Source organism: uncultured Massilia sp., from assembly GCF_913773735.1.
In the GTDB taxonomy this organism is placed as follows: domain Bacteria; phylum Pseudomonadota; class Gammaproteobacteria; order Burkholderiales; family Burkholderiaceae_D; genus Telluria.
In genome coordinates this window covers 116,605-130,520 of sequence record NZ_CAJYEB010000049.1, presented here as the reverse complement: position 1 = coordinate 130,520, position 13,916 = coordinate 116,605, and the positions used below count along the sequence as shown (strand labels likewise).

The following is a 13,916-nucleotide window of genomic DNA, read 5'->3' as shown; positions in this document are numbered from 1 at the left end:
AGACCATGCGTTTGACCCGAATCGCCGCCGCGGCCCTGCTGCTGGCGGCGGCCAGCCAGGCCCTGGCCGGCAGCTACCAGAAGAGCGCCACCGGCATCGAGGTGCGCCCCGACACGGGCGCCGCCCGGGCCGTGCGCCTGAACCTGATGAGCGACAACATCGTCCGGGTGCTAAAGCTCGACCAGCCCGGCAAGGCCCTGACGCCCTCGCTGATGACGGTGGCCAGGCCGTGCGCCTGCGCCTTCACCGTCGCGGCCAGGGGCGGCAGCGCCGGCACCGTGCGCCTGAAGGCGAAGCGCATCGCGGCCGAGGTGTCGCTGAAGGACGGCCAGGTGCGCTTCTTCGACGCCGCCGGCAAGCCCTTCCTGACGCAGGCGTCGGAAAGCATGACCGCCGTGGACGTGGGCGGCAAGCCGATGCTGGCGGTCCGGCAGGGATTCAACCACGGCACCGCGGACGCGTTCTACGGCCTGGGCCAGCACCAGAACGGCCAGATGAACTACAACGGCGAAGACGTCCTGCTGGCCCAGCACAACATGATCGCCGCCGTGCCCTTCGTCGTCTCGGACAAGAACTACGGCGTCCTGTGGGACAACAACGGCATCAGCCGCTTCGGCGATCCGACACCGTATGCCTGGCTGTCGCGCGACCTGGCGCTGAGCGATGCCGACGGCAAGCCGGGCGGCCTGACGGCGCGCTACTACATCGACGGCAAGCTGGCGCTGGAGCGCCAGGAAAAGGACATCGCCTACCAGTACCTGAAGGACGTGGCCGAGCACTGGCCGAAGGAACTGCCGCCGGCCAAGGACCTGGCGGGCAAGGACGTGAAGGTGGTCTGGGACGGCAGCATGGCCAGCAGCAAGCCCGGCGTGCACAAGATGCAGCTGTACGCGTCGGACTACGCGACGCTGTCGATCGACGGCAAGCAGGTCCTGGACGTGTGGCGCCAGGGCTGGAACCCGTGGTACCACAACGTCGAGGTGACGTTCGAGAAGGACCGCCCGGTCAGGCTGCACCTGGAATGGAAGCCGTCGGGCGGCATGGTGGCGATGACGCACAACGATCCGCTGCCGGCGCCCGAGCGCCATTCGCTGACGCTGTCCTCGGAGACCGCGCAGGCCATCGACTACTACGTGATCAGCGCCGACAGCATGGACAACGTGGTCGGGGGCTACCGCCTGCTGACCGGGCAGGCGCCGATGATGCCGAAGTGGGCCTACGGCTTCTGGCAGTCGCGCCAGCGCTACGAGACGCAGCAGCAGCTACTCGACACGGTGGCCGAGTACCGCAAGCGCGGCTGGCCGCTGGACAACATCGTGCAGGACTGGTTCTACTGGCCGGAAGACGGCTGGGGCTCGCACGACTTCGACAAGGTTCGCTTCCCGGATCCGAAGGGCATGGTCGACGCCGTCCACAAGCAGCACGCGCGCATCATGATCTCCATCTGGGGCAAGTTCTATGCGAATACCGCCAACTACAAGGAGCTGGCGTCAAAGGGGTACATGTGGACGAAGAACGTCGAGGATGGTGCGCTCGACTGGGTCGGTCCCGGCTACAAGAACAGCCACTACGACCCGTACACGCAGGAAGCGCGCGACATCTACTACCGCCAGATCAAGAAGGTGGTCGACCTGGGCTTCGACGCCTGGTGGATGGACAATACCGAGCCGGACGTGCTGTCGAACTCGCGCCCGGAGGACTTCAAGACGCTGATCGGCCCGACCGTCTACGGCGCCGGCGAGATCACCTTCAACCCGTACAGCCTGCTGCACTCGGGCGGCATGGTCGAGCACCTGCGGCGCGACCAGCCCGACACCCGCCAGTTCATCCTGTCGCGCTCCGGGTTCGCCGGCATCCAGCGCAATTCGGTCGCCGTGTGGAGCGGCGACACGGCCGGGCGCTGGAACAACCTGCACGACCAGATCGCCTCGGGCGTGAACATGTCGATGTCGGGCATTCCGAACTGGACCCACGACATCGGCGGCTACGCCCAGGAAAACCGTTTCCAGAGCGGCGACGTCGGCGCGGCGCAGGAAAACCGCGCCACGGCGGCGGCCCAGGGCAAGCCGGAAGACATGGCCGAGTGGCGCGAACTGAACTGGCGCTGGTTCCAGTTCGGCGCGTTCTCGCCGCTGTTCCGCTCGCACGGCGAGGTGGTCAAGCGCGAGATCTACAACATCGCCGCCGGCGACGACGCCATGCGCGACAACATGGTGGCCTACCTGAAGCTGCGCTACCGCCTGATGCCCTATATTTACTCGATGGCGGCCGACACCCACTACGCCTCGGGCACGATGATGCGCGGCCTGGTGATGGACTTCCCGCACGACGAGCGCGTCAAGGACGTCAAGGACCAGTACATGTTCGGCCCCGCCTTCATGGTGGCGCCGGTCACGCGCTACCGGGCGCGCCAGCGCACCGTCGTCTTCCCGGCCGGCGCCGACTGGGTCGATTTCGACACCGGCATGCGCCACGAAGGCGGCAGCACGGCCACCGTCGACGCGCCGGCCGACCGCATCCCCGTGTTCCTGCGCGCCGGCAGCATCGTGGCGACCGGCCCGGTGACCCAGTACGTGGACGAGAAACCGGACGCGCCGATCGTGCTGCAGGTGGTGGCCGGCGCCAGCGGCAAGGCGACGCTGTACGAGGACGACGGCGTCTCGAACGGCTACCAGCGCGGCGAAGCCACGCGCATCCCGTTCAGCTGGGACGACAGGACGGGCACGGTGACGATCGGCGCGCGCGCCGGCAGCTATCCGGGCATGGTGGCCAGGCGCCGGTTCAAGGTGCGCGTGCTGCGTCCGGGCGTGGTGCCGGCCGCCGATCTGGACGCGGCCGACCGCACCGTCGACTACGACGGCAAGCCGGTGACGATCAAGCTTTGACGAGGAGAACGACATGAAGCACATCCTGAGCGCCGCACTGACCGCTGCATTGGCAGCCACGGTGGCCGCCGTGCTGGCCAATGCGGCCCACGCCGGCACCGCGATCTCGCCTGCCGACAAGCAGCTGCGCTACACCGGGCGCATCGACGTGGCCGACCCGGCGGCGCCGGTGATCTCCTGGCCGGCGACGGCCATCGCCGGCAACTTCACCGGCACGTCGCTGTCGGTGACGCTGGACGACGAACGGGGCCAGAACTACTTCGGCGTCGTCATCGACGGCAGGGCGGCCACGCCGCTGATCCTGCAGGCGGCCAAGGGCAGCAAGACCTACCAGGTGGCGACCGGACTGGCGCCGGGCCGGCACAGCTTCCGCATCGTCAAGCGCACCGAGGGCGAGGAGGGCGCGACCGTGCTGCGCGGCTTCGAACTCGACGACGGCGCCACGCTGCTGGCGCCGCCGCCGCGGCCGGCGCGCCGCATCGAGGTCTTCGGCGACTCGATCACCAGCGGCATGGGCAACGAGGCGCCGTTCAACGGCGACGACGCGGTCAAGCGCGACAAGAACGCCGACATGTCGTACGCCGCGATCGCGGCGCGCAGCCTGGGCGCCGAGCTGCACATGACGTCGCAGAGCGGCATCGGCGTGATGATCAGCTGGTTCCCGTTCACCATGCCGGACTTCTACGACCAGCTCAGCGCCGTCGGCGACAACGACACGCGCTGGGACTTCGGGCGCTGGACGCCGGACGTGGTCGTGGTCAACCTGATGCAGAACGATTCCTGGCTGATCGGGCGCGACCACAAGCTGCAGCCGGAACCGGACGAGGCCCAGCGCATCGACGCCTATGCGCGCCTGGTCAGGCGCATCCGCGCGCTGTATCCGAAGGCCTACATCGTGTGCGCGCTGGGCAGCATGGACGCCACGCGCGCGGGTTCGCCGTGGCCGGGCTACGTGCGTGCCGCCGTGGAGCGCATGCGCAAGGAAGATGGCGACCGGCGCATCGACACGCTGTTCTTCCCGTACACCGGCTATGGCGCGCATCCGCGCGTGTTCCAGCACCAGGAGAACGGCGAGCGGCTGGCCGCGTTCGTGCGCAAGAAGATGGGGTGGTAAGCCTAGCGCTGCAGCACCTGCAGCGCCGCCGCCACGTACACCAGCGGCGCGTTCCAGTTGATGGCGACCTCGTTGCTGGCGTAGCTGCAGTCGTCGTCCAGCCACGCCAGCGCCGGCAGCGCGGAGCGGTAGCCTGCCTTGCAGTCGGCCGCGTCCTGGCGGCCCGGGTTCGGGCCGCCGACGAGCCAGCCCGGCACCGGAGCGGCGATGCCGTCCGCCACCGACGGACGATGGTGCGGGTGGCGCGGCGCGCGCGCGCCGAACCCGGTCACGTAGGAGGTGCCGAGCGGGTTGCGGCCCAGCGTGTAGTCGAGCGCCGACTGGGCGGCGTCCAGGTAGTCGCGCCGTTGCGTGAAGCGGTAGGCCTGGACCAGCACCAGCGCCTGGTTCAGCGCCACGGCATTGCTGCCCCAGACGAAGTCCCGGTCCGCCATCGCCAGCCGGTAGGGCGACGCCTGCCAGCGCGCCAGCAGGGTGTCGGCCGCCGCCAGCAGGTCGCGGCGCGCCGTCCGCGCATCGTCCGGCAGGCGCCGTTCCTGGCCGGCCAGCGCGATCCAGCCCAGCATGCGCACGTCGCCCCAGTCGGGTTGCGTGGAGCGCGCGGCGCCCGCGGCCGGCGCCGGGTCGCGGTACGCGGCCTTGCCGGTGGCGGCCAGCAGCTCGGCCGCGGCCCAGGCGAATTCGTCGTCCAGGCGATCGTCGCCGTAGGTGCCGGTCCGGATGTCGTCCGGCTGGCGGTAGACCACGTCCGGATGCGCCAGCGCCCACTGCCACGCGCGCTCGGCCGCCGCCAGCCAGCGCGCCGAGCGCCCGGGCGCCGCGGTGTCGAAGCGCGCCAGCACCCGGCTGGCGGCGGCCAGCGTCGCCGCGAAGTCGAGCGCCGCCGCGGTGGTCTTCTGCACCACGTAGCGCGGCGCCGTCGCCCGGTCCGGCATCACCATGCCGTCGAAGCCCTGGTTGGTCAGCTTGTGGTAGACGCCGCCGTCCTGCGGATCCTGCATCGTCGCCATCCAGTCGAGGTTCCACAGGACCTCGTGCACCAGGCCGGGCAGGCGCGGGCCGCCGCCGGCATCCTCCGGCAGGTCCAGCGCCAGCGCGTCGAACCAGGCCGGGAAGTGCGCGTAGGCGGCCAGCAGCGTCCAGGTGCTGATGCCCGAGTTGACGACGTACTTGTTGTAGTCGCCGGCGTCGTACCAGCCTTTCGGGCTGGCGATGACGGTGCGGGCGGGGCGCGCCGCGGAGGCCGCCGACGCGTGCACCAGCACCCTGTCGTCCGGATGGCCGGCCGCGCGCGCGTACGGCCCCGCCACGCGCCGGTCGAGGGCGATGCCGGCGCGGTTCATCGTGTAGGCACGGACCGCGGCGGCGTCGAGCGCGCGGTAGGCGTCGGCGGAGACGGGAAACGGCGTCGACTCGCCCACGCCGTCGACGGCGATGCGGTAGGTGCCGGGCGTGCGCAGCGCCGAGAAATCGGCCACGCGCACCGGCTGGCCGGAGGGGGCCCAGGTGGTGGCGGCGCCGAGCGGCCCGGCGAGCACGGTGCGGCCGGCGGCGTCCCGCACCGCGAAGCGCGCGGCCGCCGCCCCGTCGGCCACCGCCACCACGGCCAGCTTGCGCGCGCCGGGCAAAAAGCCCAGCTGGTTGACCTGGATGGCGTCGGTCCCCTGGGCTGCACCTTGGGCGGCGCCGAGCAGCGCGGCCAGGACGGCCAGCCGGCGCGGATGGAAAGGATGGGCGGCGTGGCGGCGCGCGCGAAGTGGCATGCGGTCTCCCGGGGTGGATGCGGTGATGGTGTGTAATCGATTTCATCCTACCGGCGGCAAGGCGCGCGGTCAACCCGCGCCGGCGTCAGCGTGCGCTGCGCCGCGCGTCCAGCCAGCGCACCACGGCCGCGGCCAGCGCGATGCGCTGGTCGGCGAACGCGTGGTCCGACGCCAGGGTCAGCGCCTGCACCTGCGCGCCCGGCTGCGCCTTGACGGCGGCCACGACCGGCGCGACGGCGGCGGCGGAACCGCGCTGCGCGCCGACGACCAGCAGCGGCTTGCGCGCCAGGCCGGCGGCGGCGTCGGCCAGGTCCCAGTCGTCGGCATGCTGCTCGACCTCGCGCATCAGGGTGGCGGCGTCGGTGCCGGCCAGGCTGGTGCCGAAGTCTTCGCCCATCGCGGCGATGCGGTCCTGGCGGGTTTCGGGATGGGCGCGCACGTCCTTGCCGGTGGCGCCGATGTTCCACGGATCGAGCAGGATCGCGCCGGCGACGTCGTGGCTGGCGGCATGGCGGGCGGCGAAGAAGCCGCCCATGCTGTGGCCGGCGACGACGATGCGGCGCGTGTCGATGCCGAAGCGCTGCACCGTCGCCGGATCGCGCAGGAAGGCCATCGCGGCGTCGACGTCGTCGCCGGCGCCGGCCAGCGTGAAGCGGCCCGCCGAGCCCCAGCTGCCGCGGTAGTGCATGGTCAGCACGTTCCAGCCGGCGCGGCGCGCGGCCTGGGCGAGGTCGAGGTTCTGCTCGTTGCCGGGCAGGCCGTGCAGCAACAGCAGGGTGGGCTTGGGCCCGGCGCCGGCGGCCAGCATGAACAGCGCGTTCATGCCGTCGCCGCGGTTCAGGATCAGCACCTGGCGGTTGGCGGCCGGGTGCCGCGCGTCCTGCGCCGGATCGGCGACGACGGCGCGCGGCGGCGCCGGCGTGGCGGCGCCGGACGGCGGCGCGAGGGCGGCCAGGAAGGTGGAGACGGCGAGGGCGGGCAGGATGCGCATGCGGATGACCTTTCATCGTTGCGGGTTGGCGGAGATCCTGCACATCATACCGGCTTGCGCGCCGTCGCCGGATCGCCGGGATGGCGGGCGAGGGCGGCCGCTGACCGGTTGCGGCGGCCTGCCGCGCCGGCGGATAATCGGCGGCGCGGCCGCGGCCGACGACGGGCACGAGAACCACAATAACAACGAGAACGAGAACGAGAACGAGAGCGAGGAAGAGACGACATGATCACATCCATCCGTGGCGCCGCGCTGCTGTTCGCCAGCATGCTGGCCGGCGCGCCGGGGCCCGCCATCGCGGCGGACGACGGCTTCGCGGTCGCCGTCACCGTCGACGACCTGCCGGCGCACGGGCCGCTGCCGCGCGGCCTGACGCGCGCCGCGATCGCCGGCGCGTACGCCGGCACGCTGCGCGCGCACGGCGTGCCCGAGGCGTTCGGCTTCGTCAACGCCCGCGGCCTGGCCGACGAGCCGGACAGCGCCGCCGCGCTGGCGCTGTGGCGCGCGGCCGGCTACCCGCTCGGCAACCACACCTATGGCCACCTGGGCCTGTCGCAGGCGCCGTCGCTGGACGCCTGGACCGACGACGTCGCGCGCAACGAACCGGCGCTGGCGGCGCGCATGGGCGCCGGGGACTGGCACTGGCTGCGCTACCCCTTCCTCGATGCCGGCGCCGGCCCGCGCCACGACGGCGCGCTGGCCTGGCTGCAGCGGCGCGGCTACCGCATCGCCGACGTCACCCTCGGGTTCGACGACTGGGCCTATTCGGCGCCCTACGCGCGCTGCCTGGACAAGGGCGACGCCGTTGCCATCGCGGCGATGCGGGACGGCTTCCTGCGCCGCGTCGACCAGCAGATCGCGCGCAGCAAGGCGCTGTCGCGGCGCGTCTACGGCCGCGTGATCCCGCAGGTGCTGCTGACCCACGTCGGCGCCTGGAGCGCGGCCACGCTGCCGCAGGTGTTGGCCAGGCTGGACGCCGCCGGCGCCCATTACGTGACCCTGGCCCAGGCGCAGGCCGACGCCGCCTACCGCGACACCGGGCCGCGTTCCGGCAACGGCGCGCTGATGGAGCGCCGGGCCGGGGAGCTGGGCGTGGACACGGCCGGCCTGCCCGAGGTCGAGCCGGTGGCGCCGCTCGACGGGGTGTGCCGCTAGGCGCCTGCGCGGCGGGCGCCCGGGCCCCTCGCGGCCGGCGCGGCCCCCTCGGTCGCGCACGGACGCACGCGATTGCGCATCCCCGGCGGATACGTTAGGATCGTCGCCCGCATCCATGCCCGAGCACGACGAACCATGACCTTCCTGAACGTCCCCTACGCCGAGAAAGACGAAGCCCGCGCCCTGGGCGCACGCTGGAACCCGGGCCGCAAGCGCTGGTACGTGCCGACCGGCGTGGCGCTGGAGCCGTTCCAGAAGTGGCTCGGCGCGGCCGCCGCGTCCGGCGGGCGCAGCGACAGCGCGGCGGCCAAGCTGGCGGTCGGCGCCAACTACGTCGCGCTGGCCCATGCCTGCAATCCGTTCGAGCCCTGCGCCGAGTGCACCGCGCAGCTCGCCGACGGCGCCTGGGCCAAGGCGCGCGCCGCCCTGCTCGACACCGTCGCCGGCCTGGGCAGGGGCCGCTGACGGCTGCCGCGCGGTTGCCCGGCATGGCGCGGGCGCCGATGGATATGCTGGAATTGACGATCGAACATCGGGCTCGTGACGCGTGGCGGGCATGCTTGTGGAATAATATGTCGTAACTGTCGGAAATTTGTCGTCGCCGATGATGCATTCAGGAAATTTGGCTGGCATCGGTGGTATAGTAGGGCTGCCCAATCCCCGCTTCCAGCCCGCTGGCCGACAATCCGCCAGTTTCGCGCCCTCCGGCGCCCTGTCCGGTTTCGCAACGCCCGTGCCGGACCGGCGATACTGGCCACCGCCATGCATTCCACACGCACCGATCCCCAGGGCGCCCAGGCGCCGCAGCAGCGCAGCACCAGCATTCCCGCGACCGTCTATCAATGGTACGTCGATGCCAGCGGCGCGCGCAGCGTCGTGTACCTGTCCGAGCGCTGGGGCGCGCTGACCGGCATGGATCGCGCGGCCATCATGGCCGACTGGACGGCGGTGCCGGTACACCCGGAGGACCGCGCCGCCTGGCTCGAATCGATCGAGCGCTGCGTCGCCGCCGGCGCCGACTGGCGCCACACCTGCCGCATGCTGCTGGGCGACGGCCAGGTGCGCTGGGTCGCGATGCGCGCCGCGCGGACCCTCGTCTCGCCGACGCGGGTCATGTACACGGGCCTGATCACCGACATCACCGCCGAACGCGAGGATGCCGAGCGGCGCTGCGCGGAGGCGCAACGGCTGCGCCAGATGCTCGACCAGGTCAGCGACGCCTTCGTCGAGATCAATGCCCACGGGCGCATCGTCGACTGGAACGACCAGGCCGCCGCGATGTTCGGCTGGACCCGCGCGCAGGCGCTCGGCCAGGAACTGTCGGCCTTGCTGCTGCCGCGCGCGGCGGGGCGCAATCCGCTGGCGGGCCTGGCGCGCTACCCGCACCCCGACCTGGACGCGCTGTTCGACCGCCCGGTGGAACTGACGCTGATCGCCAGCGACGGCGCCGAATGCCAGGTCGAGATGAGCATCGGTCCGGTGCGCCGCGGCGACGCCGTCGATTTCGCCGTCTTCATGCGCGACCTCTCGGCGCGCCAGTCGCTGGAGCGGCGCATGCATTACCAGGCCACCCACGACTTCGTCACCGGCCTGCCCAACCGCTACGAGTTCATGACCCAGCTGGAACGGGCGCTGGCGGCCGAGTCGCGCAGCGGCCAGCACGGCCGCCTGGGCCTGATGTTCATCGACCTGGACGGCTTCAAGTGCGTCAACGACCGGCTCGGCCACGAGACCGGCGACGCCGTGCTGCGCGCCTTCGCCGAGCGCCTGCGCGCGTCGCTGCGCAAGACCGATTTCGCGGCGCGCCTGGCCGGCGACGAGTTCGTCGTCCTGCTGGCCAACCTGGCCCACCCGCAGGAGGACATGGTGGCGCTGGCCGCCAAGGTGCTGGCCGCGGCCGAGAACCCGCTGCCGGGCGCCGCGCGCGTCTGTCCGGTCAGCGCCAGCATCGGCATGGCCCTGCACCGCGCCGGCGCCGGGGCCGATGCGCTGCTGGCCGAGGCGGACGCCGCCATGTACCTCGCCAAGCAGCGCGGCAAGAACACGGCCGCGTTCCACGAGGCGCCGCAGCGGCCGCCGGCGCTCCCCGCCGGCGCGCTGGCGCGGCCGCCGGTGCCGCGCAACGAGGAGCGGCGCCTGCGCGCGCTGCACGCGACCCGGCTGCTGGACAGCGAGCCGGACGAGCTGTTCGACCGCATCACGCGCATCGCCTGCGCCAGCCTGAACGTGCCGATCGCCCTGATCTCGCTGGTCGACGCCGAACGCCAGTGGTTCAAGGCCGGCTGCGGCCTGGGCCTGCAGCAGACGGCGCGCGACATCTCGTTCTGCGCCTACGCGGTGCTGGGCGACGAGCCGCTGGTGGTGACCGACGCGTGGGCCGATCCGCGCTTCGCGGCCAATCCGCTCGTCACCGGCGAGCCGCACGTGCGCTTCTACGCCGGGGTCCCGCTGCGCAGCGAGGGCCAGCGCATCGGCACCCTGTGCGTGATCGACAGCGTGGCGCGCGCGCTGGCGCCGCAGGACCTGGTCGTGCTCGGGCAACTGGCGCGCACGGTGGAAGACCTGATCGCGCTGCGCACCGCGGCGTTGCTGACCGTGCAGCGCCTGCACGGGCGCGGCGCGCGTGCCGTGCCGCCGGGCCGCGAGGACGCGCCGGAACCGCCGCGCCGGCGGTTCATGCGCGATCCGCTCACCGGCCTGCCGAACCGGCTGGCGGTCGAGGACGCGATCGCGCGCCATGCGTCCGGCGCCCCGGACGGCATGGATGCCCTGCTGGTGGCGATCGACATCGACGACCTGGCCGCGGTCAACGAGGGTGGCGGGCACGCCAGCGGCGACGCGGTGCTGGTCGCCATCGCCGAGCGCCTGCGCCGCCAGGTCGGCGCGCGCGACGTGGCGGCGCGCGTCGGCGGCAGCACCTTCCTGCTGTGGATGCTGGCCGGCGCCGACGACAAGGGTTGCCGCCTGCATGGGCTGCGCCAGGCGCTGAACCGCCCGGTGCAGGTGGGGCAGCAGGTCATCCACGGCAGCGTGACCCTCGGCTGCAGCCGCTTCGGCCGCGACGGCGACGACGCCGAGTCGCTGCTGCACAAGGCGCACGCGGCCCTGCGCCATGCCAAGACGCAGGGCCACGGCCTGGCCTGCGAATTCGAGGCCAGCCAGGTCAAGCCGGGCTGGCGCGCCCTCGAGCACGAGCTGCGCGGGGCGCTGGCGCGCGAAGAGCTGACCCTGGTGTACCAGCCCAAGGTCGACCTGCGCAGCGGGGGCGTGGTGGGCGTGGAGGCCTTGCTGCGCTGGCGCCATCCCTCGTTCGGCCAGGTGGCGCCGGCCGAGTTCATCCCGGTGGCGGAAGAGAGCGGCCTGATCGTCCCGATCGGCCAGTGGGTGCTGGAACAGGCCTGCGCCCAGTTGCGCGCCTGGCGCGACGCCGGCCATGCCGGGCTGACGATGGCCGTCAACCTGTCGGCGCGCCAGTTCCTCGACGACGGCGTGGCGGCCCACGTGGTGGCCACGCTGGCGCGCCACCGCCTGCCGCACGGCGCGCTGGAACTGGAGCTGACGGAATCGACCTCGATGCAGGACGTCCAGCGCAGCATCACGGTGATGAAGCGCCTGAAGGATGCCGGCGTGGTGCTCAGCATCGATGACTTCGGCACCGGCTATTCGAGCCTCGCCTACCTCAAGCGCCTGCCGATCGACAAGGTCAAGATCGACCGCGCGTTCGTCTCCGACCTGGGGCAGAGCGCCGAGTCGCGCGCCATCGTGCAGGCGATCGTGACGGCGGCGCGCTGCCTGGGCCTGGACGTGGTGGCCGAAGGCATCGAACAGGAGGAGCAGGCGCGCCTCCTGATGCTCGACGGCTGCTTCGAGATGCAGGGCTATTATTTCGGCCGTCCGCAGGTGCCCGCGGCGTGCGCGCTCGATGCGCGCCACGTGCTCGGCTAGCGGACGGCGGCAGGGGGGCGGCGACATGGGACGAATCACATCGACGGCGCGCATGGGACTGCTGCTGGCGGCGCTGTGGCTGCAGCCTGGTGCAACGGTCACGGCGGCAACAGCGGCTGCGGCAGCGGCGCCGGCGCCGGAAGCGCCCGCGCTGGCGCTGGAACGCCTGGAGGAACAGGTGCGCGCCGGGGCGCCCGGTGCGCTGGCGGCCCTGCTGGCCGAGCGCCGCCACTTCCTGGCGGGCGTGTCGCCGGCGCAGCGCATCGCCTACCTGACGCTGCTGCGCCAGGCCCACGTGGACAAGGGCGACGGCGCCGCGGCCGCCGACGTGGCCATCGAGATCGAACGGGCCGCGCTGGCCGCGGACGACGGCCTGAACGCGGCGCTGGGCGCGCTCGGCCGCATCGAACGGCTGACCGCGTCGCGCCCGGCGGACGCGCTGGCGGCGCTGAATGCGCTGGATGCGCGCAGCGCGCGCCTGGGCCAGCCCGAGTTCGTGGCCGCGCTGCAGCAGGCCTACGGCGACGCCTACCTGGCCCTGGGCCAGTTCGACTTCGCGCTGAGCCACTACCTGAAGGCGCTGGAGGTCTGCCGCCAGCACCCGGCGCTGCTGCGCCCGACCCCGAACCTGCTGCGCCTGTCGATCGCCAAGCTGCAGGTCTACACGCGCGCGCCCGAGCAGGTGCTCGAGACGCTCGGCCAGATCGCGGCGGACGGCGGCGCGCTGCCGCCGGCGGGGCGGGTACGCGCGGCCGTGATCGAAGGCATCGCGCAGAGCATGCGCGGCAACGGCGCGCGCAGCCTGGGCGCCTACCGGCGCGGCCTGGAGCTGGCGCGCACCTACGACCTGCCGGCGCTGGAGGCGAACGCCCTGTCCAACCTGGCCGACGGCTACCTGCAGGAGCGCAGCTGGGTCAAGGCCGAGCAGACCGCGAGCGCCGCCCTGCGCGTGGCCGAGCGCGCGCACGACGTGCACACCGCGCGCATGGCCATGGTCAACCTGGGCATGGCGCTGGCCGGCCAGGGCCGCGTCGACGAAGGGATGAAGCAGATCGACCGGGCGGCGCGCGAGATGGAGGTCGAGCAATCCTGGCCGGACCTGGTCAACGCGCTGTCGGAGAAGAGCCGCGGCCTGGAACAGGCGGGACGCTGGCGCGATGCGCTGGCGGCGCTGCGCCACCAGCAGCGCATCGCCGCGCGCCTGACGGCCGCCGAGCGCGAGAACGCCGTGATGGTGCTCCAGGAGCAGTTCAACGCGCAGCGCCGGGCCGTGCAGATCGAGGGCCTGCGGCGCGAGAACGCGCTCAAGGACGACGAGATCCGCAGCCGCCGCACCTGGCAGGCCGTGGCCTCGGCCGGCGCCGCCGCCGCGCTGCTGCTGTGCGCCGTGGCCTGGCTGCTGTACCGCCGTTCGGCGCAGGGCGCGCGGCGCCTGCAGGTGTTGAACGCGGAACTGGAATTCCATTCGACCCACGACGCGCTGACCGGCCTGCTGAACCGGCGCTCGTTCCGCGACACCATGCTGGCGCGCGCGGCCGCGCAGGAGGGCGCGACGCGCGGCGCCGACCAGTGCTTCGTGCTGCTCGACATCGACCACTTCAAGGCGATCAACGACCGCCTGGGCCATGCCGCGGGCGACGCGGTGCTGGTCGAGGTGGCGCGCCGCCTGCGCGAGACGGCCGGCGCCAGGGCCAGCGTGCTGCGCTGGGGCGGCGAGGAGTTCCTGGTGTACGCGGACGGCCTGCCGGTCGGGCGCCACGCCGGGTTCGTGCGCGAACTGCTGGAAGCGGTGGCGGCCGGGCCGGTCGCGGCGGGCGAGGACGTGGTCACCGCAGTGACGATCAGCGCCGGCGCCCTGGCGCTGCCGGCGGTGGGCGCCGCGCCGCTCGACTGGCAGCAGGCGCTGGCGCTGGCCGACCATGCGCTGTACCGCGCCAAGGACGCGGGACGCCACCGCGGCTACCTGGCCGACGGCCGCCTGGTGCGCGCCGGCGTGGCCGGGCTGCGCCTGGAAGCGGTGCTGCCGGGCCGCAGCGGCGCCGGCGCGCCGCTGTGCGCCTGAG

Annotated in this window: 9 protein-coding genes; 7 read left to right on the top strand and 2 right to left on the bottom strand. The window is 72.8% G+C overall.

Annotated elements, in window-relative coordinates:
* Positions 1-5: 5 nt before the first annotated feature.
* Positions 6-2,885 (top strand): TIM-barrel domain-containing protein, encoded by a 2,880-nt coding sequence (locus tag QZ749_RS24615; protein WP_296952930.1) that lies wholly within the window; start codon positions 6-8, stop codon positions 2,883-2,885.
* Between the two features lie 13 nt (positions 2,886-2,898).
* Positions 2,899-3,999 carry an SGNH/GDSL hydrolase family protein gene (locus QZ749_RS24610; protein ID WP_296952928.1) on the top strand — a complete coding sequence of 367 codons (1,101 nt, stop codon included), beginning with the start codon at positions 2,899-2,901 and terminating at the stop codon, positions 3,997-3,999.
* Between the two features lie 2 nt (positions 4,000-4,001).
* Here the strand turns inward: QZ749_RS24610 and QZ749_RS24605 are convergent, their stop codons facing one another.
* The gene (locus QZ749_RS24605; protein ID WP_296952925.1) at positions 4,002-5,762 is read right to left on the bottom strand and encodes a glycoside hydrolase family 9 protein; all 1,761 of its coding nucleotides are present in this window, start codon (positions 5,760-5,762) and stop codon (positions 4,002-4,004) included.
* A gap of 85 nt (positions 5,763-5,847) precedes the next feature.
* Positions 5,848-6,753, bottom strand: a complete 906-nt coding sequence (locus QZ749_RS24600) for an alpha/beta fold hydrolase (RefSeq protein WP_296952921.1) — start codon at positions 6,751-6,753, stop codon at positions 5,848-5,850.
* Here QZ749_RS24600 and QZ749_RS24595 point away from each other — a divergent pair.
* The 5 genes from QZ749_RS24595 (at position 6,752) to QZ749_RS24575 (ending at position 13,915) form a co-directional block, all read left to right on the top strand.
* Positions 6,752-6,982 (top strand): hypothetical protein, encoded by a 231-nt coding sequence (locus tag QZ749_RS24595; protein ID WP_296952917.1) that lies wholly within the window; start codon positions 6,752-6,754, stop codon positions 6,980-6,982. The genes QZ749_RS24600 and QZ749_RS24595 overlap by 2 nt on opposite strands.
* Complete coding sequence (locus tag QZ749_RS24590) at positions 6,979-7,908, top strand: polysaccharide deacetylase family protein (RefSeq protein ID WP_296952914.1); 930 nt, start codon at positions 6,979-6,981, stop codon at positions 7,906-7,908. Before QZ749_RS24595 ends, QZ749_RS24590 begins: the two co-directional genes overlap by 4 nt.
* Before the next feature lie 135 nt (positions 7,909-8,043).
* On the top strand, positions 8,044-8,373 hold the full coding sequence (locus QZ749_RS24585; protein ID WP_296952912.1) for a DUF5710 domain-containing protein: 330 nt from the start codon (positions 8,044-8,046) through the stop codon (positions 8,371-8,373).
* A 297-nt stretch (positions 8,374-8,670) separates the two neighbouring features.
* A complete protein-coding gene (locus tag QZ749_RS24580) occupies positions 8,671-11,853 on the top strand; it encodes an EAL domain-containing protein (protein WP_296952909.1) in 3,183 nt (1,060 codons plus the stop codon).
* Positions 11,854-11,878: 25 nt separating this feature from the next.
* Positions 11,879-13,915, top strand: a complete 2,037-nt coding sequence (locus tag QZ749_RS24575) for a diguanylate cyclase (protein ID WP_296952906.1) — start codon at positions 11,879-11,881, stop codon at positions 13,913-13,915.
* The last annotated feature ends 1 nt before the right edge of the window (position 13,916 follow it).

Bases quoted from the DNA above. Each gene is read 5' to 3' on its own strand.
- QZ749_RS24590 (WP_296952914.1), top strand. From the start codon at position 6,979: ATGATCACATCCATCCGTGGCGCCGCGCTGCTGTTCGCCAGCATGCTG.
- QZ749_RS24610 (WP_296952928.1), top strand. From the start codon at position 2,899: ATGAAGCACATCCTGAGCGCCGCACTGACCGCTGCATTGGCAGCCACG.
- QZ749_RS24585 (WP_296952912.1), top strand. From the start codon at position 8,044: ATGACCTTCCTGAACGTCCCCTACGCCGAGAAAGACGAAGCCCGCGCC.
- QZ749_RS24575 (WP_296952906.1), top strand. From the start codon at position 11,879: ATGGGACGAATCACATCGACGGCGCGCATGGGACTGCTGCTGGCGGCG.
- QZ749_RS24600 (WP_296952921.1), bottom strand. From the start codon at position 6,753: ATGCGCATCCTGCCCGCCCTCGCCGTCTCCACCTTCCTGGCCGCCCTC.
- QZ749_RS24580 (WP_296952909.1), top strand. From the start codon at position 8,671: ATGCATTCCACACGCACCGATCCCCAGGGCGCCCAGGCGCCGCAGCAG.
- QZ749_RS24605 (WP_296952925.1), bottom strand. From the start codon at position 5,762: ATGCCACTTCGCGCGCGCCGCCACGCCGCCCATCCTTTCCATCCGCGC.
- QZ749_RS24615 (WP_296952930.1), top strand. From the start codon at position 6: ATGCGTTTGACCCGAATCGCCGCCGCGGCCCTGCTGCTGGCGGCGGCC.
- QZ749_RS24595 (WP_296952917.1), top strand. From the start codon at position 6,752: ATGCGGATGACCTTTCATCGTTGCGGGTTGGCGGAGATCCTGCACATC.